Origin of the sequence: Wolbachia endosymbiont (group A) of Ancistrocerus nigricornis, assembly GCF_947250785.1 — a bacterium.
GTDB lineage: Bacteria > Pseudomonadota > Alphaproteobacteria > Rickettsiales > Anaplasmataceae > Wolbachia > Wolbachia pipientis.
In genome coordinates this window covers 681986-701172 of sequence record NZ_OX366348.1, presented here as the reverse complement: position 1 = coordinate 701172, position 19187 = coordinate 681986, and the positions used below count along the sequence as shown (strand labels likewise).

Here is a 19187-nt window from a genome sequence, read left to right as displayed (position 1 = left end):
GTAGGGTTGACTTTCTTGCCATAATATATGATAATTAAAATATTGTTAAAGTAGGAGTAAAGTTATGGCGATTAAATATGATCAGTGGAAAAGTGACCTTACCCAGAAAAAGTGGAGAGAAAGTGTGGAATGTTTTTTACAAAAAGAATGATGCATCAAATTGTTCTGGAATGCAATAGTTAATAGTGACGTTGTTTGTTATAAAAAATTTCTATGTATTCAAATATTGCAGTTCTAGTTTGTTGAGCAGAGTGTTGTGAAGTATCAATAAGTATTTCTCTTTTCAATGAGCTAAAGAAGCTTTCTGCAACAGAATTGTCGTAACAACAGCCTTTATTACTCATCTATATTCTTTACAGCTAAGAGATATTGATACCCTTGCGCAGTATATTGTGAACCTTGGTCACTGTGCAGCAGTAGATTTTTAACAGGTTTACGCCTATTAATGGCCATTAATAAAGAGTTCATAACCAATTGTTTATTTATTGCACTACTCATTAACTACCATACGTGAGAATTATTGCTGCCAAATATAGCCATCCCTCCTTGGTTTTGATGTAAGTAATCCCATACTTTATTTGGTTGATCAACAATAAAGTTTTGATCTAGTATATTGGGAGCTACAGCTCTATTATCTGTTTGTTGTTTTTTAATTTTAAACTTTCTTCTCAGTATAGCCCTGATGTCATTTTTCTGCATAATACTTTGCACCGTTTTCAAATTGCAACTTTTACCCAAAGCCTTCAATTCAGCATGAATTTTAGGAGCTCCATATCTACATTTAGAAACTTGATATATTTTTTGAATAGCTTCGAGTAGCTCTTTATTTGCTGATTCTCTACTGCTTATTTTTCTTGTGGTCCACTTATAGTAGCCACTAGCAGAAAATCCTACATAATTCCTGTACTTTATAGCAGTTACTATATAAAAAAATATTTTACTCTTTTTGACTGGCCAGGGCTTTTTTTTAAATGTCTCTTTCCCTTGTTACTCTTGCTTTGTAAATCAAACCTCTCTTTGTCATAAGGTGCTACATCTGGAAATGCATTTGCCGCTGACTTTTTTTCGTTATATTTCTTCATCCATTTTCCTAATACACTATCCCTTATTCCTAGATCTCTTGCTACTTTTGCAACTGGTTGACCTACCTTTCTTTGTTCATTTGCCAGCTTAACAGCTTCCAATTTGAATTCTGCCGTATATTCTCTTACCATTTCTAATCCTCCAAAATTTTATTTTACCCGAAAAAACTCTTTTCTTTCTCTCCACTTTTTCTGGGTAAGGTCAGAAATTTAATGATCCAGGATATACTCCTTTGTTAAGGGAGATTGAGCATTTTCGAATATTTCTTGAGTGCTTCCAGACTCAACAATTCTGCCATTATGAAAGAAAATTACACTATCAGATAACTTTTTAGCTTGCTTCATTGAATGAGTCACCATAATTATAGTAAATCTTAATTTCAGCTCTTGTATAAGATTTTCGATTGCATTGGTTGCCATTGGATCAAGAGCAGAGCACGGTTCATCCATTAATAAAATAGTTGGCTTCACTGCAATTGCGCGAGCGATGCATAGCCTCTGTTGTTGGCCACCGGATAAATTGAGTGCGCTATCTTGCAATCTGTCCTTCAATTCTTCCCATAAACCAACCTTGGTTAAACTATTTTCCACCATCTCATTCAATTTTTGCTTATCCTTCGCCATACCATGCAATTTTGGCCCACAAGCAACATTATCATATATTGATTTTGGAAAAGGATTTGGCTTTTGAAATACCATACCAACTTTTGCTCTAAGTAGTACAACATCCATATCGCGTGAATATATATCACCCAGCCCATCGATATCTAATTCACCAACAGTTTTGCAACCTGGTACATAGTCATTCATACGATTAAAACAACGCAAAAATGTTGATTTACCGCACCCGGATGGTCCGATAAAAGTAGTAACTTTTCTTTTATAAATATTCAAATTTATATCGAATAAAACTTGCTTAGAGCCGTACCAGAGATTTAAATCTTTAACAGAGGCACGTGTATTGCTCATATCACATCCTGCATTGAATAGAGCCCCGGAATTTCTCTTTTATTTTCGTATAGCCATACTGCTGCTTGAACAGCTCCTCTAGCAAATGTTGTGCGATCAATTGCTTTGTGGTTTAGTTCTATCCGTTCATCAGAATTAACAAACATCACGCTGTGATCTCCTATTACTCCACCTCCACGAGATACTGCAAAACCTATTCCCCCCTTTTTCCTTATGTTTGAACCACTATGTAAATATTGATTGGACTGAAAATCCACTTTTGAAGCGTTAGCAATTGTTTTGCCAAGTTCTATAGCTGTTCCAGATGGTGAATCCTTTTTTAAGTTATGATGCATTTCCCAAATCTCAACGTCATATTCATTACCTAAAAGCTCAGCAGCTTTTTTTACCAATTTCAGCAACACATTAACCCCAACACTCATATTTGCTGACCATAATATTGGAACTTCAGCAGCATATTCTTTCAAATCGACACCTTCTATTCCAGTTGTGCCACTAACCAGCGGTGTTTTAAATTTTACAGCTGCTTTAAGGCAGTCTAACATACATTCTTTAGTTGTAAAATCTATTACAACGTCAGATGACTCAAATATGCCACTAATAGAACTTGTAACTTTAATTCCTAGATTGGCTATAATTGGTCCAATATCTGAATCTATGTACTTACTACCTGAACGGGCAACAGCACCTGCTATTTCCACTTTGGTATTTGTAATTAATTCATTGAGTATTTTTTTGCCCATTCTGCCTAAGCAGCCTATTACTCCAACTCTGATTTTCATAAAGCTTTTTACGTTTATTAAGAATGTTAGGCCTTTTTTTAAGCTCTGTCACTTCTGATCTATATTCTATAGCTGTACGAACACTGCAATTTCAGATCCCAGTGCCTTGACCACAACTATTGCAATATGGTACATAGTGAACGATGTCATTCCAGTCTGGAATCTAGCCTTTCTGCAATCTCATCGAAAACGTTTTTCTATGCTAGTTTGCTTGCTTACAAGCAAACTTTTCTGGATCCCAGTGCGTGACACTGGGATCTAGCCTTTATTATTTGGTTGAAATTAAGTTTTCTGGATCCCAGTGTCAGCTACTTTCATGACATCATTATAAAGTAAAATGAGATCCCAGTGTCTGGGCACTGGGATGACAAGAATAGGGCACTGGGATCTAGTGGGCTCAAACTACAATGTTTGTACAGCTGTGATCTATATTCTATAGCTGAATAATTTAACAATTCAAAATGAATACATATCCTATTGAGCTCTATATTACATACCAGGTTGCTTTGCCTTTTCCATGCTGAGTGATGTGATTACTCTTTACGAGATTAGATACGTGCTTCTTTAAGGTATTGCAGTTTGCTTTAGTAATATTTTCCAAATCCTTAATTGTAAGACGTCCATGTTTGCTGAGTAGTGCTAATACTTTAGCAGAAAGTGGTGGTAAATAGAGATTTAACACTTTTTCATGTGACACCTTTTGTTCAAGATGAAATTTTTGCTTTTGTAGTGACCTTAAAAAGAATATAAGCCATGGATTAAAATCATAGCTGCTCGTCTTCAAGGATTGTTGAGTACGACGCAAAGCTAAGTAGTAACTCTCCTTATTACTTTCAATTATACTTTCAAGGGAACTGTAAGGTACATAGATATACCCTAACTTTAGTAACAAGAAAGTTGTGAGAATGCGTGATAATCTGCCATTTCCATCCTGGAAGGGATGAATAGCTAAAAAAGTAACTATAAAAATGCCAATAATTAATAGAGGGTGTAACGATTTCACCTCTAATTGCTGGCTAGTCCAATAAATAAGTTCTTGCATTTGTGTTGCTGTCTCAAATGGAGAGGCTGTTTCAAAAACTATGCCCAAGCTTTTTCCAGATTCATCAAACGCTTCAACATGATTGGGGAATTTTTTATATTCTCCCATGTGCCTTTGATCTTTATATGAAAATTGTAAAAGCCAGATGTGAAACTGTTTTATAGTGTTTTCTGTAAATGGCATCTTGTTAAAGTTTTGAAATACTTCTTCACACACATACGCATATCCGGCTATTTCTCGTTCATCTAGAGAACGAAATGAACGTGTATCAAGTTTGGATAGTAATTGCTCAACTTCACGGTCTGATAATCTTGCCCCTTCAATACGAGTAGAAGAACCAATACTTTCAATTGTTGCAATTTTCTTGAGCATTTGTAAACGTTCTGGAGCTAAATTACCAAACAATTGCCATGCTCCTTTAAATTCATCAATTTCAGCAACTAATTTTAACATTTCAGGTGTTATTACAATTTTTGAAATGTCAAACATATCTGTATTTTTATCTAGTTATATTCAATTATATTCGAAAATATCCTATTAGCAAAGAATACTTGTGAGACACACACTAAAGAATGAATTTTGGTAGGCATAAAAGCAGCTATTTTATGTTAAAATACAACATTTTGATGAAATTATAAGAAAGGCTGGATCCGAGTAGTCAGCTACCCGTCAGTGCATGTTGAAAAATCATTTTATGATCTAAATCAGTTTTTTTACAGGTAACTTCTAAGCTTATCAATTTTTCCAAGATCTTCTTAAGTTCTGAAAGTTGCAAACTTTTCAAATGAGATTTAAAACTCTGCAATTGTTTAAAAAACAATGGAGGGCTTAGCTGATCAATCGCAGCCTGCTCACTCATTCCACCTTGCACTGACAGCAAAACGTTTTCAAGGCGTAGGAAATAATTTGATATAATGTGAATTAGTGCTATCGGTGAAAAATTTTCTTGCGATATCAATGCATCAGAAATTCTAATGAAACGCGACATATCTTTACTTGCTATGGCAGAGCATAGATCATCAAGTGTAGCATAGTCGTTGCCGGAAGTTGAAAAGCATAATTCTATATCAGTAAGTTTTAGGTCTTTTCTCTCCCCTAAGTATAAAACTAACTTCTCAAGTTCTGAACATATAGGCAGCTTGCTATGATTAAAGTAAGATTGCAAATGGTAGATTATCTCATTTGTGCATTTTATATCATTTTGTTTTAAGTAACTTGATATAATGTCATAAAGATTGCTGTTGCTGTCCTTATAGCAAGCAATCACACCAAAAATTTTTGAACTCTCCATATAACTTTTAGTCGCAGAATTATATGGAAGATCATTTGCTACCATCATTACATAATGACCACTTGCGTTATAATCCAATACATTTTTTAACTCCTTGGATATACCTCCACTCACATTTATCAGCTTAATTAATTTTTTGCTGGTAAACATCGAAACGTTTGCCAATTCAGAAAACAGTAAACTGGGTGACTTATGCACTATTGCAAAATCCATCACCTGAACTGAATACTCACCCAAATTAGCAATTATTTCTTGTACATAAAAATCAACCCTACTGTTATCACTTCCATGAATTAACACACCACGTAAAGCATCAGGTTTCTCTAGGAATTTTTTAACTTTGGATGGTGTGACCCTCATGCTATCTATATGATATAATTCTCATTTGACTGTACATGAGTATCCAAAGACTCTGAGTCTCCTTGTGCAATATTATGCACATCACCTGCTACATCATCTGACTCTTCTGTTTTTCCTGTAATATAATTATAAAATTTTTTCACAGGTTGAGATATATATTTGGAAAAAAATCCTTCTTCGCTCATATTGCTTACTCCATAAAATTAACAACTTATCATTAGCATATAAATAATAGTATAGCAAAAACTATTTTGTGCTAAGATAGTGATGTTTTATAATGAGTATATTACAAAATTATTAACATTCGAGATCAAAATTAAGCCAACCTGCTTAATACTAGCCTTATAAAATAAGCGATAATTAAATATACCGCTGCAACAAGTATAATTGCAGGTCCAGTTAACAAATCAAAACTTGCAGATAACATGAGACCTGATATCCCAGAGATCACAGAAAAAACTGTTGCAACAATAATCATCTGCATTGGAGTTTTCGAAATGAGCCTTGCAGATGCTGCTGGTATTAGCAAAAATGCAGCAATGAGTAATATTCCTATTAGTTGGGCAGCAATTGCTATAAATGTAGCAAGAGTGATTAAAAATTCTAGTCTAACAAAGGTAACATTAATTTTTTCAACTACTGCTAAATCTTGATTAATTGAAATCATTAACCAATAACGCCATCTAAATATTAATATCAAAGTAACTACTGCAGAGGTTAAAAAAATCAATACTATATCACTTTGATCGAGCGTTAATATATCACCAAACAGTGAGCTAATAATACTATTATTGCCAGATGGAAGAAAAGACATAAGTATTAAACTCGATGATAAAACTACATTGGTAACAATGTTCAATATCGTATCAGCAGAATATAATCTGTTAAAATTAAGAGAAAGTAGTATAGCAAATGTAATTGCAATGAGCATTATGCTAAGCGATGGGCTAATCTTAAAGATTAAAGCAAGTGCAACACCAAGCAACGAAGAATGGGACAAACTATCACCAAGATAAGATAACCTTTGCCATATCATAAACGATCCTAAAGCGCCTGTTACTAGGCTAATTACAACTACTGCAACTAGACTATTGATGAAAAAGTCCTGGGTAAGCATGCTATATGGCTATTAGATAACTGACAACAAATCTATCTTCGGATATCAGAATATTATGGGTTCTGCATGCAGAACCTGTTGTCATAAATTCAAAATTTAAACCTTTTTGTTCCATAAGATAGGACTTCACTGAAGAACTTAGTATATTGCGTGTTTTACCAGTACCTATTAACAAAATTTCTATTTCCTCTGTTAAAAAAGATTCAAAATACTCCTTGCTGTTTATATCACTTTCTTTCAATTTTATCACCTTTTCAGGAAAAATTATAATTGAGCCGCAATATTCTCTATTATTCACCAAAAATTTTCCTTCCCTGTAACCATTTATAAGATTTTTATTCTCGGAAATTAAGGGCATAAGTCAAACTATTAATTGAGTGTCACATACCCACCATTCTGGTTGCTTTTTTCCGATATTAACTGCAGCAGCTTTTGCATTTTCCTCACTATCGAATATTCCAAAACATGATACACCACTGCCTGACATGCGAGAAAGTATAGAGCCTTCTTGTGACTCAAGTGTTGATATCACATCCTTAATTTCAGGTACAAAGCTTATTGCTATTTCTTGAAGATCGTTTCTCGTCTCTTTAAGAAACTTCAACAAATCCTTTTCAGCGTCATCGCTCCATTTAATTGGCTCAGAAAATTTTCCTTCATGTTTGGAAAATACCTCTGGTGTACTCAAAAACCTTTTTTTCGGTTTCACAAGCACCACATTTGTAGGTAAAGAGAATTTTTTAATGTGGCATAATTCTTCGCCAATACCTCTAACAAAAACTGGCTTGCTATCTACGCTTGCGGGAACATCAGCACCAACGTTTAAGGCTATTTCATTTAAAATCGTCCTATCAATCTCCCACAGCTTCCCTAGCGTACGTACCACAGCTCCAGCATCTGAGGATCCGCTACCAAGTCCTGCAGCAATTGGTATGTTTTTTACAACCTTTACAGTGACTTTAGTGCGTACAGGAGCATGCCTAAGCAGCAGATTAACCGCTTTCATTACAGTGTTATACTGGTTATTTATTCTAGACTCGGAGTTTATAAATTCAACTGTAGAGTTATCGTATCTAGAATCCTTCTCACCTACTTTTATTTCCAAAAAATTAGAGAGATTAGCAAAGACAAATAAACCTTCAATCAAGTGATACCCTGTTTCTTTTTTGTCTACAACATGCAAAAAAAGATTGATTTTTGCAGGCGCCTTTACACAAAAACTTTTCATTATATATCTTCACTAACACTATTTTTACATTATATGTATAATGCTATTCTAGTCAACTTTTATAAGGTTCTCGCACTTCTGATGAGATCAAATGCCATAAATCCTAATTTCTCTGTGTGGGTAAATGCGTCCGCTGGTACAGGCAAAACAAAAATCTTAATAGACAGAGTATTGAGACTTTTATTAGAAAACAAAAGAAATATTCTTTGCTTAACATTCACCAATGCTGCAGCAAACGAAATGGAGAATCGCATTCACAGCATACTCAGTAAGTGGGCAATATGTTCAGATAGTGTGTTGGCAGCAGATCTAGAACAACTAGATTTCTTTCCAATGTCATCCCAGTGCGTGACACTGGGATCCAGAAAAAATAAAGATTATTTAACAAGAGCAAGAAGGCTTTTCTCTGAACTGGAAAATCTTGGTCTAACTATACAAACCATACACGCTTTCTGTTACAAATTAATCTCCAGCTTTCCTATAGAAGCTGGCATTGCTCCAAATTGGACGCTGAGTGAATGTAAAGAATTACATTCCATCATATTCAATAAAGTGCTTCATAACGAAACTGTGCAGGATGATATCAACCTTATTGCAACTGAAATTGATGAAAATAAACTACGCGATTTGCTTTATACTTTATGTGTAAAAAGATCAGCGTCAGCAAATGATTCGAAATATATCAAAGATAAATTGAGCGCCCCAGATGAAATTCATGACTTACAGAGTGAAACAATTGAGCACGTGGAAAGACTAGCCGAGATATTAAGTGAAGGCAGTAAAAGAGATCAGAGTTATAGTGAAATACTTTATTCTACTGTCATCCCAGCTGGGATCCAGAAGAAAAGAACCAGCGTCACGCGCTGGAATGACACTAAAGTAGAAAACCTAGCCAAGGTCTTTTTAAAATCAGAATCGCACGAAAAAAAGAGCATATCATCCATTGCAACAAAAAGTATTTTGGAGAAATTCAAAGATGCAGAGCAAATAATAGAGAGCGTTCAGAATGTAGTATTTACCCATATAAGAGACATGAACTCTTATCAAATATTCAAGAGAACCAGTAGCTTACTTGGTGTATTTAAAGTATATGTTGATTTGTATAATAGTGAAAAATCAAAAAATGCACTGCTTGACTACAATGATATAATCAACTTAGCAACAAATCTTCTTAGCAATCCAAACTATAAAGATTGGATATTGTTTAACTTGGATCAAAAAATAGATCACATCCTTGTTGACGAGGCACAAGACAATAGCATCAGCCAGTGGAAAATTATAACAAATCTCTGCGATGAATTTTTTGCCGGTAATGATGAAAAGCGAACCTTATTTGTTGTTGGTGACGTAAAACAATCCATATACAGATTTCAAGGAGCAAATCCCCATCTATTCAACTATATGCAACAATACTTTCATACGAAAACTGGTGGTAGAGATTGGATATCATGCCAACTTGAAAAGTCATTTCGCTCAACTCCAGAAGTTTTGATGCTTGTAGATAGAATATTTAATAACTTCCGCGCAGAAATATCTTTTAATGATAATGAAATAAAACATGTTCCACATAGAGAAAATGACCAAGGATATATTGAAATTTGGCCAGCGTTACCAAGGCGCAAAGAGAAAGAACAGCGAGCTTTACAAATTCCTCTGACATGCAAGGAAGGTTATACAATAGCAGATCGATTACTTGCTCAAACAATAGCTAACAGAATTCACAATTGGTTAAATGAAGGGCGAATTTTAGTCGCTAAAGATCGCCATATAGAGCCAAGAGACATTATGATTTTGGTGCGACAACGAAACGTGTTAGTTGATTACATAATAAGCGAACTTAAAAAAGCAAATGTGCCAGTTGTAGGCCGGGATTATTTTAGAATTATGGACTATATAGCCGTGCAGGACTTAATAGCTTTGGCCGAATTTTTACTCCTCCAGGCAAATGATTTAGCTCTTGCAAATGCTTTAAAATCACCGCTATTTAATTTTACCGAGGATGATTTATTTAACATTGCATACGACCGTAAAGAGCATTCACTATGGGAAAGAATTCAGGATTATTCTGTGGTTATCTATAGTGAATTAAACTATCTCATTAACTTATCTCGCATAGAGTCTCCTCTTGCACTATTTACACATATATTGCGTACAGGTAAGAAGAAATTTGCTGCAAGGCTAGGTCTTGAGTGCTTTGAGGTCCTAGACGAATTTATGAACCTCGTGTTGCAATTTGAAAACCCATCTCTTCAAGCGTTTGTTCAATGGATCAAGGAGAATAATCCGGAGATTAAGAATGATATGCAATCAGAACGCAATGCTGTGCGAATAATGACAATTCACAAATCAAAAGGTCTGCAAGCTCCCATAGTATTTTTGGTTGATACAAACACAGTGCCAAGAAACAGTGAAAGCATTATCTTTGATGGAACAGAAGTGCCATTTTGGTGTGGAAAAAACAACAACGCTTATTGCGATCAAGTAAAAAGAGAGAAAAAACTAGAGGATTATAATGAATATTTGCGTTTATTATACGTAGCACTCACGCGTGCTGAAGATGAGTTATACATCTTAAGTAAAGAGCCAGTGCAAAAGGGCTCTTGGTATGATCTAATCACTAAGTATGGAGAACCATATGAAAAGAAACAAAGGGGTTTACGGCCAATATTTAAAGAAAAAGTTGAAGTATTATGCGTGAATGCAAACTACCCTTACATTTATAAAAAACGTGATTACTTTGACGTTCCGGTCATTTCCCTTCCACCAGCTTTAGCCCACTCTTCGGTGTCATCCCAGCGCGTGACGCTGGAATCCAGTGAAAAAGAAGGAGCAGAATGGATCCCAGTGTCAGCTACTTGGATGACAGATGGTTATGCAAGAGGCCTGATTATTCACAGCATATTGCAGTATATGCCCAAGATAGAAAAAGAAAGGAGAAAAAATTGGGTCAGAAAATACCTTGATAACATCAGCGAAGATAAGGATGAAATTTACAGTAAAATATTAGCCTTTAATGAAAAATATGGCTATTTGTTTGACTTGGAAGGCAAATCAGAGATTACACTGAGTGGAACAATTGATGGCAAGTCAGTATTAGTACGACTAGATAGGCTATGCATAACGCAAGATAAAGCAATCATAATTGACTACAAATCACACCGTAACGTTTCTGTTTCCTTATTAAATGAAATAAAAAAACAGATGTTAATCTATAAAACCTTAGTACAAGAAATATATCCAAACAAGCAAGTAGAGTGCGTGGTTATTTGGGTGGAAGATTTAACCATTCAATCTGACTTTTAACGAAACTTGATTGCAAGAAATAGCTGCTACGTCATACCACCGCGAACCGTCATCCCGCCGCAGACCTTCATACCGCGATTCATTCGCGGTATCTCAGCCGCTAACACGTAGCGGAATGACAGCAGTCCTACGTCATACCGCTGCGGATAGATCCCGCTAACAAGTAGCGGGATGACGAATTACTTAACTGTCATACCACCGCAAACCGTCATACCGCCGCGGTATCTCAGCCACTAACAAGTAGCGGGATGACGAATTACTCAACCGTTATCCTGCTGCTCCTTTCTCGTCATCCCGCTACGTGTTAGCGGGATCTCAGCATAGCTATCTTAAAGCTAAGTAATATAAGTCAATCCAGCTAGGATTCTTTTGATTGATCAAATTAATTTTCCACTGCCTTGGCCATTCTTTCAGGCGCCTTTCTCTTGCAATAGCTAAACTTATATCTTCAAACTCTTCAAAATATACAAGTTTATTTACATTATATCTTGATGTAAAACCTGAAACAATTTTGTTTTTGTGTTCCCAAATCCTCTTGATCAAATTTGCAGTTACACCAATATATAATGTGCTATTAGCTTTATTTGTAAGTATATAGATATATGATAACTTCATCTTAATCGTTTATAGCTAAAGTAACTGAGGTTTACCAACATTATACTACACCATCATACCACAATAAAACTTACCGTCATACCACCGCGGATAGATCCCTCTAACACGTAGCGGGATGACGAGTTACTATACCGCGGCGGTATCTCAGCCGCTAACAAGCAGCGGGATGACAGCAATCTACGTCATACCGCGATTCATTCGCGGTATCTCTTAGCCGCTAACACGTAGCGGAATGACGATTGTCGGTAAATCTAAGTTACTGTAGCTATAAAGGCTTTCACAACAACCTATTTTCCTTGAAACTAAAATAGCTACTGAATGTAATAATAATGTGGTCTATTAATTCTATTCCTATACTTTGGCAAGCTTCTGCTAGTTGTCTAGTGAGAGATATATCGCTATTTGAAGGTTGTGTATCTCCGCTTGGATGATTGTGAGATATTACAATGGATGTTGAACCAATCAAAAGTGCGCGCTTGATGATCTCTCTGACATAAAGAGGAGTTTGATCTACTGTACCAATATTTTGCAAGTCTTCCGCTATTAGACGATACTTTTTATTCATATAGATGACACGAAAATTTTCCTTATTGAGGCTTCCTATACTTATTCTTAAATAATCAAGCAATTTTTCCCAGTTATCGATTACAGGCAGGTTTTTTATTTCTTCTCTTGCAGAACGAACAAAGGCTTGTTTTACACAAAAGATGGCAGATATCGCTGCATTGCTGACATCATCAACGTTTTGCAGCGCTTCCAGGTCAGCATTAAAAACTTTATTTAAGCTGCCAAAACTTTCTATCAAACTCTTTGCCACCGGTTTTACATCAATTCTACTATATGCTGAATATAAAATGTGCTCTAAAACTTCATAATCAAGTAATGATTGTCCATTATCTAAAATAATTTTCTCTCTTAGGCGCTTTCTATGCCCCTTTTTGTAATTTTTCATCATCAATGAATTGCTTATCTCTTGTATAATAAGAAATTAGATTTTTAAGTAAAATATTTAATAAAGCGCATGACGCACAATTGTAAGAACATTCATTTTTAAAGACAGCAAATGGTGTCATGAAAGTAGCTGACGCGAGCTCTACGTCATACCGCCGCAGACCGTCATACCGCGATTCATTCGCGGTATCTCATCCGCTAACAAGAGATCCCGCTAACAAGTAGCGGGATGACGAATTACTTAACCGTCATGCCACCGTGAACCGTCATACCGCGATTCATTCGCGGTATCTCTAGGTCCCGCTAACAAGTAGCGGGATACTTGATCTTTACAGGGATGACGGTTGTCGTTTAGCTACAAACATTAAGAAATTTACCAAATGAAAAAAAAGGCAAAAGAAGCCCTAGTCATTGTCTATTTTCAGTATTTGGCGTTTTTTAAATCTTAAACACTGCAATTTAGCTGCTTTTAAACGCAACTCACCTTAGTTTAAATGTTTAAGAAATTTACTAAGCAGAAAAAAAGGCAAAAGAAACCCCGCGTTAGCTAGTTGTCACTCTCTAATCCTGCAAATTGGCGTACTATACTGTCTTAAACGACTTATAAGCGCGTTTCAGCTTATATAGGTAAAAACCCAGAAATGTTGTGAAGACATAAGGTGCACATAGTGCAAAAAATTAAAAATAAGACGCCAACTACGTTGTTTTCTTGCTGTTTAATCTGCACAGATGAAGATAACTGAATACCTTCACTATCATGATAAAGGGGCTGGCGAAGGGTGTCAAGTAGTTTTTAGCTCTGCCTTCTAAGGCTTTTACTCGTGACAACCACTGTGCCTGCGATCTTATCGTGCCAAGTTTGACAGCGTTTGTTGAAATTTGACCATAAAAAGCCCAAGAACAATGGTGCAACTGACAATATAAAGGAAAAAAATCTCTTTGTTGCTTGTTTTAGGGTCATCTTTTCGAAAGTTTGTGCATCCACAACTCTAAGCCCAAATAATAGTTTTCCAGGTGTAGTAGCAAACTTTACCCACATATATATTACATAGCAAAAGAGCATAATAAACTGGACTATTTGATTTAGAATCATTAATTTTACAAGTCTACTCTGCATTGCCTTTTCTTCTATAGAAAGTGGCACTTGCATTGGGGATTTTGCAGCAACTTGGCTGAATATTTTGCTATCCTCTGAGTTTGTAAAGAGCTGATTAAAGGCTTGGCTGCAAAACTGCAAGAACAAAACGATAATAATTAAATCAAGCAATACTGATATATAGCGCCTGAGGCCCGTTACATAACATATCCCATTTTCATCTTTCTTTACCTTTTGAATAACATTTATAGAAGAAAAAATAGAAAATAAACGATTAAAAAATTTATGTAACATATATATACTTTCCAATATTTAACGTGCCCCTGGCCGGACTTGAACCAGCATGCTTTTGCAAGCAACAGATTTTGAGTCTGCCGTGTCTACCATTCTACCACAGGGGCATTAAGTTTTAATGCTATAGGCAACACGGAATTAGTCAAATTTTTTTGCCTTTACATCTTTCAAATGAGGACTAAATATTCTACAATAATCAACAGTTACTCTCAAAACTTAAAATGAATGAATTAGCCAATCTCCTCAGTTCAAGAAGTGTAGACAAGGAAATATGTAAATTACCGCATAATTTAGAAGCTGAACAGATGCTTATTGGTGCAATGATTCGTGATAATAGAATCTGTGATGCAGTTGAAGACACAATTACAGCAGAAAATTTCTATGATCCACTGCATCAAAGTATTTTTACGCAAATATCTAAAACCAGAAAACATGGCATAGTTGCCAATGAACTGAGCCTTAAAATGTTTTTTGAAAACGACCAAGCATTTACCGAGTGTGGTGGGGTAGAGTACTTAGCAAAGCTTGCAGCGAAGGCAAGTATTGCACTTGATATTTATAGTTTGACTAGAATAATCCGTGATACTTACTTAAGGAGATGTTTAATTAAGCTCGGGCAAGAAATAGTTGGTGATAGCTACAACTACGATATTGAAAATCCTGCACAGGCGCAAATTGAACAAGCAATGACAAAATTGTTCAATTTGGCAGTAAAAAAACAAGGTGAGAAAACATATATAAAACTTGCAAGTTCAATTAAAGATGTAGTTGAGAAGATCAGCACACTGAAAAATAATCCAGAAGCGCTAGGCGTTACAACCGGACTTCAAGATCTAAATCAGCTTCTTGGTGGTCTACAAAAATCTGATTTATTAATTTTAGCTGCAAGGCCTTCTATGGGTAAAACAGCATTGGCGCTAAACATCGCACTTAATGCTTGTAAGATGTTGCAAAAAAGAGCAGATAAGCAACACTATGTAGCGTTTTTCTCGCTTGAAATGTCAGCAGAGCAATTAACTGCAAGGCTGATCACTATAGATTCAGGAATTAGTTATTATAAGGCATTAACCGGGAGAATTAGTGATTTTGAATTGCATGAATTTATCAATACTAGTACAGAATTATCTGAACTGCCTTTCATCATAGATGACACCCCTGCGCTATCAATTAGTGCCCTTCGCACCAGAATACGCTTGCTGTATCAATTATATAATGTAGAAGTGGTATTCATTGATTATTTGCAGCTAATCAGAGGAACAACAAAAAGGAGTAATGAAAATAGAGTGCAAGAAATCTCGGAAGTGACGCAGGGTTTGAAAGCAATTGCAAAGGAGCTAAATATTCCCATTGTTGCACTATCTCAGCTCTCTCGTTCTGTTGAGCAGAGGGATGATAAAAAACCACAACTTTCTGATTTACGTGATTCAGGGAGCATAGAGCAAGACGCAGATATAGTAATGTTTCTCTATAGAGAAGAGTATTATGAACTAAGAAAACAGCCAAATGAAGGAAACAATAAACATCGGGAATGGCAAGAGAAAATGGAAAAAATTAGAAACATTGCAGAGCTCATTATTGCGAAGCAGAGAAATGGACCAATTGGCAGTGTGAAGCTATATTTTGACTCTAACAGAGGTGCATTTAAAGATTACACGGAAAGGCATAGTTCATAGCTTGGCAGCAATCTTCTTGTTCCCAAGTTTATCAATTATTTTTTTTTATGTAAAGATAGCTTGACAACTTCTTAAAAATCCTTTTATAATGGTATTATATTTTATAATACGTGAGATGATGAATAAAAACAATGTACCCTATCTTATAGCTGGTGCTCTGGCTACTGCAAATTTGTTAGCATCGGGAGTGTTTGCTGCAGCTCCTTATATTGGTTTCTTAGCTCCAGTTGCAGCATTAAGTGTTGGCCTGCCATTTATTATTGGTTATGCTGTGTTTTCTGTTGTAACTATTGCACTTTCGTATAGTGAGAACAAAACAAATTCTGAGTTAAAAAATAAAATGAAAGCTCAAGAGCAAACAATTTCTGGGCAAAAAACTTAACTAGCTAAAAAAGAAGCGGAAGTAAAAGCTAAAGAGGAAGAAAATTCTAAGTTAAAAAATAAAGTAGAAGCTCAAGAGGAAGAAAATTCTAAGTTAAAAGATCAAGTACGCACTCAAAAGCAGAAAAGTTCTGAGCAAAAAACTCAACTAGCTGAAAAAAATAAAAAGATAGAAGAAGACAAATTAAAAGTGGCAATTGCTGATGGCACTGTTCAGCTTGCAAAAGGAACAGTTAATAGCGCTGTTTGGTTTGCAAAAGAAGCAGTTAATGGTGTCTTGTATTCTGGCAAATATGCTTACGATAATTATGTGCCATCAACTGAGTCTACAAAAGGAACACTTAGTGGTATTGGAGGTGGCTTGAAAAATACTTATGATGCGTCAATTGCATCTGTAAGAGGAGCACTTAACAGCGTTGGAAGCAGCTTGTACAGTAGGATTTATGGTACTAAGGTTTCTAGTCCGGAAGAGCAGTTTAAGCGTGAAGATGGATCTAAACCTAGCATGCAAGAACTAACTCGTTTGGATTATTTAAATCTTGAGGTTCTTTCCAGTGAGCAAAAGCAACGAGCTAATAGTTTGGATTATTTAAATATTGATAACGTTCCTAAGCAACCTGATCATTTAAATGTTGATGCTGCTAAAAGTTATTTAATGAGTCTTTCTGAGGATCAGGATGTATTTTATGATGCAGAATCTGGTGATGAAAAAGGTACTGAGATTTCTAGCCCAGAAAGTCAGCCAACTAAAGAAGAAAATGGTCAAGGCTGGTTTGCATGGAGCCTAGGAAAGGTTAAGTCGGCAATGACTGAAGTAGTAGTGATAGATGCTGATGTTACTAAACCATATTTTGCTAAAGTAACTAAGGCACTTGCCACCTAACTTGAATATGTAGACAGCGGTGTGCACCGTTGTTAACTAAAGATAATCCCATCCAGGAGAAATAGTTTTTACACTATTTCTCCTCTTTAGCATCAACCCTCAAAAAAACCGGCGTAGGTTTAGGCAGCGTAATGCCTAAGCTTACGCATGCGTTGCACAGAGATTTTAAATCTTGTTGCTCTTTCGGGATTTGCAGTTGATCAAGTATCATTTCCGCTGACCTCGGGACAATTGGCTGCAATAAAATGCCTATTATCCTGATATATTCCAGTAACTTGTAAATTACTAAATTCATGCGCTCTCTGTCAGTTTTGCTTAGTGTCCAGGGTGCACTTTTGTCTATGTAGGCATTTGCTTCAGAAGAGATGTTGATGATTAGAAGTATGATATGGTTAAATTCATACTTTGATAAATGGTCTATCACTTGACCTAGTATAGCTTTGCAATTTGGCAAACTTTCTTCACCTTTAAGTAGGCTTTGATCGATTGTTGGTACAATTCCAGAACATTGCTTGTGTAAAAATGAAATTGTTCTTTGTACTAAATTGCCTATGTTGTTTGCCAGTTCTGAATTTATCCGGCTGATCATATTTTTCTTACTAAAGTTACCATCCTGGCCGAAGCTTGCTTCCCTGAGGAGAAAATAGCGTAGCTGATCAACACCAAACTCTTGAGCGAGGCCAATTGGATCTATGACATTACCAAGGGACTTGGATATTTTCTCTCCCTCGTTCAACCACCAACCATGAACTGCAATTTGTTTTGGCAGTGGCAGGTCTGCTGCAAGGAGAATCGCTGGCCAATATACAGCATGAAAGCGCAATATGTCTTTACCGATTACATGAACGTTGAAAGAGTTGTCAGCTAGGTTTGCAGCGCTTGACACTGGAATCTGCGTTTTCCCTTGGTTTGGTGTCATTCCAGTGCTTGACACTGGAATCTGTGTTTCTGGTTCTGCCCAAAACCTCTTATATTCCTCACCTTCAGTACTAGGGAAACCTATTGATGTAAGATAATTGGTTAATGCATCTATCCAGACATAGATTACGTGTTTGTCATTACCTGGTACTTTTATTCCCCAGTTAAAACTAGTGCGAGAGATTGAGAGGTCAATGAGCCCTGATCTTACAAACGATATCACTTCATTTCTTCTGCTCTCAGGAAAGATAAAACTTGGCTGATTTTTATAGAGTTCCAGTAATTTTTCTTGCCAGTTTGATAAGCGAAAAAAGTAACTCTCTTCTTTTATCCACTGGACCTCAGCACCTGTTGGTGCTTTGCCATCTATCAGCTCTGACTCCTGATAAAATGCTTCATCACGAACTGAATACCAACCCGAATAGGAATCCAAATATATTTGCCCTCTCTCTTCAAGTCTATTCCATAAAGCTATAACTGCTTTTTTGTGACGTTCCTCCGTAGTGCGAATAAAATCGTCATACTCAAAATTCATGAACTTAGCCAATTCTTTAAATGAAACGCTCACTTCATCTGTAAATTCTTTTGGCTGCATTTCCTTTGCTTTAGCTGCTTTTTCTATTTTTTGTCCATGTTCATCTGTACCGGTGGTAAATTTGACATTTTTCCCAGCTAGTTTCATGAACCTTGCCACCACGTCACACAAGAGAGAAGTGTATGCATGACCAATATGCGGCTTATCGTTTACGTAATATACTGGCGTGGTGATGTAAAAGTTCTCGAATTGTTCCATGGTTTAGCATTTTGATAAAAATCAACTGAGTTAATTATAGTATTAAAAAGGCAGTAATAAATAAATATTGATTGGGTTAAGCATAATTTTTGAAAAAAGCTATTTACTGAAATTTTATTAAAATAAGAAACAATCAGGCATGATTATTGAAAGCCCAGAACAGATAAAATCTGTAAAACCAAAAAGAAACTCCCTCTTTACTTTATGTTCTTTGGGTATAGTGTTATGAAGAAGCGCTTCTGCAGCTATAACCGAAACAATCAATGGTGCTATAAATGCCCGTTTGAAAGCATGGTTTTGGGGGAAATGGTAAAACCATTGATGGAGTTCTTTTTGGGCTACCTCGTTTAGAAGATTGTATAACCTAACCGTCCCAAGCTGAAGTGCTTCTTATCATAATAATATAGGA

At 35.9% G+C, this 19187-nt stretch carries 16 protein-coding genes, 1 tRNA gene and 1 pseudogene; 4 read left to right on the top strand and 14 right to left on the bottom strand.

The features are described 5' to 3' along the window. Nucleotides 1–136: 136 nt before the first annotated feature. The 9 genes and pseudogenes from OOK90_RS06720 to OOK90_RS03465 all read right to left on the bottom strand — a co-directional run bounded on the left by OOK90_RS06720 (nt 137) and on the right by OOK90_RS03465 (nt 7871). A pseudogene (locus tag OOK90_RS06720) lies at nt 137–1214 on the bottom strand (IS3 family transposase). Nucleotides 1215–1292: 78 nt separating this feature from the next. Next, a complete protein-coding gene (pstB, locus tag OOK90_RS03500; RefSeq protein ID WP_006280935.1) occupies nt 1293–2051 on the bottom strand; it encodes a phosphate ABC transporter ATP-binding protein PstB in 759 nt (252 codons plus the stop codon). Beyond that, nucleotides 2048–2833: a 4-hydroxy-tetrahydrodipicolinate reductase gene (gene dapB, locus OOK90_RS03495; RefSeq protein ID WP_010962542.1), complete on the bottom strand. Its 786-nt coding sequence runs from the start codon at nt 2831–2833 to the stop codon at nt 2048–2050. Before dapB ends, pstB begins: the two co-directional genes overlap by 4 nt. A gap of 484 nt (nt 2834–3317) precedes the next feature. Beyond that, complete coding sequence (locus OOK90_RS03490) at nt 3318–4364, bottom strand: Fic family protein (RefSeq protein WP_010082541.1); 1047 nt, start codon at nt 4362–4364, stop codon at nt 3318–3320. A gap of 169 nt (nt 4365–4533) precedes the next feature. After that, entirely contained in the window at nt 4534–5526 is a 993-nt protein-coding gene (gene holA, locus OOK90_RS03485) for a DNA polymerase III subunit delta (protein WP_264705724.1), read from the bottom strand. Between the two features lie 5 nt (nt 5527–5531). Further along, nucleotides 5532–5711 (bottom strand): hypothetical protein, encoded by a 180-nt coding sequence (locus tag OOK90_RS03480; protein WP_264705723.1) that lies wholly within the window; start codon nt 5709–5711, stop codon nt 5532–5534. A 131-nt stretch (nt 5712–5842) separates the two neighbouring features. After that, nucleotides 5843–6643, bottom strand: a complete 801-nt coding sequence (locus OOK90_RS03475) for a metal ABC transporter permease (protein WP_264705722.1) — start codon at nt 6641–6643, stop codon at nt 5843–5845. 1 nt (nt 6644) lies between these two features. Further along, entirely contained in the window at nt 6645–7001 is a 357-nt protein-coding gene (locus OOK90_RS03470) for an Mth938-like domain-containing protein (protein ID WP_209472851.1), read from the bottom strand. A 3-nt stretch (nt 7002–7004) separates the two neighbouring features. Beyond that, the gene (locus OOK90_RS03465) at nt 7005–7871 is read right to left on the bottom strand and encodes a 4-(cytidine 5'-diphospho)-2-C-methyl-D-erythritol kinase (RefSeq protein ID WP_209472850.1); all 867 of its coding nucleotides are present in this window, start codon (nt 7869–7871) and stop codon (nt 7005–7007) included. Nucleotides 7872–7952: 81 nt separating this feature from the next. Here OOK90_RS03465 and OOK90_RS03460 point away from each other — a divergent pair, with 81 nt between their 5' ends. Next, on the top strand, nt 7953–11174 hold the full coding sequence (locus tag OOK90_RS03460; RefSeq protein WP_264705721.1) for a UvrD-helicase domain-containing protein: 3222 nt from the start codon (nt 7953–7955) through the stop codon (nt 11172–11174). Nucleotides 11175–11498: 324 nt separating this feature from the next. Here OOK90_RS03460 and OOK90_RS03455 read toward each other — a convergent pair whose 3' ends face one another. From OOK90_RS03455 to OOK90_RS03440, 4 genes are all read right to left on the bottom strand, one after another. Beyond that, nucleotides 11499–11789 (bottom strand): GIY-YIG nuclease family protein, encoded by a 291-nt coding sequence (locus OOK90_RS03455; RefSeq protein WP_010082530.1) that lies wholly within the window; start codon nt 11787–11789, stop codon nt 11499–11501. Between the two features lie 277 nt (nt 11790–12066). Beyond that, nucleotides 12067–12741, bottom strand: a complete 675-nt coding sequence (gene radC / locus OOK90_RS03450) for a RadC family protein (protein WP_010962534.1) — start codon at nt 12739–12741, stop codon at nt 12067–12069. 792 nt (nt 12742–13533) lie between these two features. Next, complete coding sequence (locus OOK90_RS03445; protein WP_190321214.1) at nt 13534–14130, bottom strand: RDD family protein; 597 nt, start codon at nt 14128–14130, stop codon at nt 13534–13536. Nucleotides 14131–14154: 24 nt separating this feature from the next. Next, a tRNA-Leu gene (locus OOK90_RS03440) sits at nt 14155–14237 on the bottom strand. Between the two features lie 114 nt (nt 14238–14351). On the opposite strand from OOK90_RS03440, the gene OOK90_RS03435 reads away from it, so the two are divergent. The 3 genes from OOK90_RS03435 to OOK90_RS03425 all read left to right on the top strand — a co-directional run bounded on the left by OOK90_RS03435 (nt 14352) and on the right by OOK90_RS03425 (nt 17067). Continuing rightward, a complete protein-coding gene (locus tag OOK90_RS03435; protein WP_015589094.1) occupies nt 14352–15803 on the top strand; it encodes a replicative DNA helicase in 1452 nt (483 codons plus the stop codon). A 115-nt stretch (nt 15804–15918) separates the two neighbouring features. Then, the gene (locus OOK90_RS03430; protein WP_264705720.1) at nt 15919–16185 is read left to right on the top strand and encodes a hypothetical protein; all 267 of its coding nucleotides are present in this window, start codon (nt 15919–15921) and stop codon (nt 16183–16185) included. Nucleotides 16186–16374: 189 nt separating this feature from the next. After that, nucleotides 16375–17067 carry a hypothetical protein gene (locus tag OOK90_RS03425; protein ID WP_264705719.1) on the top strand — a complete coding sequence of 231 codons (693 nt, stop codon included), beginning with the start codon at nt 16375–16377 and terminating at the stop codon, nt 17065–17067. A 73-nt stretch (nt 17068–17140) separates the two neighbouring features. Here OOK90_RS03425 and metG read toward each other — a convergent pair whose 3' ends face one another. Continuing rightward, nucleotides 17141–18778, bottom strand: a complete 1638-nt coding sequence (metG, locus tag OOK90_RS03420) for a methionine--tRNA ligase (RefSeq protein ID WP_209472839.1) — start codon at nt 18776–18778, stop codon at nt 17141–17143. Nucleotides 18779–19187: the final 409 nt, after the last annotated feature.

What these genes read in the sequence shown, in the direction of transcription:
- OOK90_RS03475 (WP_264705722.1), bottom strand. Translation starts at nt 6,643, where the DNA reads ATGCTTACCCAGGACTTTTTCATCAATAGTCTAGTTGCAGTAGTTGTA.
- pstB (WP_006280935.1), bottom strand. Translation starts at nt 2,051, where the DNA reads ATGAGCAATACACGTGCCTCTGTTAAAGATTTAAATCTCTGGTACGGC.
- radC (WP_010962534.1), bottom strand. Translation starts at nt 12,741, where the DNA reads ATGAAAAATTACAAAAAGGGGCATAGAAAGCGCCTAAGAGAGAAAATT.
- OOK90_RS03490 (WP_010082541.1), bottom strand. Translation starts at nt 4,364, where the DNA reads ATGTTTGACATTTCAAAAATTGTAATAACACCTGAAATGTTAAAATTA.
- dapB (WP_010962542.1), bottom strand. Translation starts at nt 2,833, where the DNA reads ATGAAAATCAGAGTTGGAGTAATAGGCTGCTTAGGCAGAATGGGCAAA.
- OOK90_RS03470 (WP_209472851.1), bottom strand. Translation starts at nt 7,001, where the DNA reads ATGCCCTTAATTTCCGAGAATAAAAATCTTATAAATGGTTACAGGGAA.
- OOK90_RS03430 (WP_264705720.1), top strand. Translation starts at nt 15,919, where the DNA reads ATGATGAATAAAAACAATGTACCCTATCTTATAGCTGGTGCTCTGGCT.
- OOK90_RS03435 (WP_015589094.1), top strand. Translation starts at nt 14,352, where the DNA reads ATGAATGAATTAGCCAATCTCCTCAGTTCAAGAAGTGTAGACAAGGAA.
- OOK90_RS03445 (WP_190321214.1), bottom strand. Translation starts at nt 14,130, where the DNA reads ATGTTACATAAATTTTTTAATCGTTTATTTTCTATTTTTTCTTCTATA.
- metG (WP_209472839.1), bottom strand. Translation starts at nt 18,778, where the DNA reads ATGGAACAATTCGAGAACTTTTACATCACCACGCCAGTATATTACGTA.
- OOK90_RS03460 (WP_264705721.1), top strand. Translation starts at nt 7,953, where the DNA reads ATGAGATCAAATGCCATAAATCCTAATTTCTCTGTGTGGGTAAATGCG.
- OOK90_RS03480 (WP_264705723.1), bottom strand. Translation starts at nt 5,711, where the DNA reads ATGAGCGAAGAAGGATTTTTTTCCAAATATATATCTCAACCTGTGAAA.
- OOK90_RS03465 (WP_209472850.1), bottom strand. Translation starts at nt 7,871, where the DNA reads ATGAAAAGTTTTTGTGTAAAGGCGCCTGCAAAAATCAATCTTTTTTTG.
- OOK90_RS03455 (WP_010082530.1), bottom strand. Translation starts at nt 11,789, where the DNA reads ATGAAGTTATCATATATCTATATACTTACAAATAAAGCTAATAGCACA.
- holA (WP_264705724.1), bottom strand. Translation starts at nt 5,526, where the DNA reads ATGAGGGTCACACCATCCAAAGTTAAAAAATTCCTAGAGAAACCTGAT.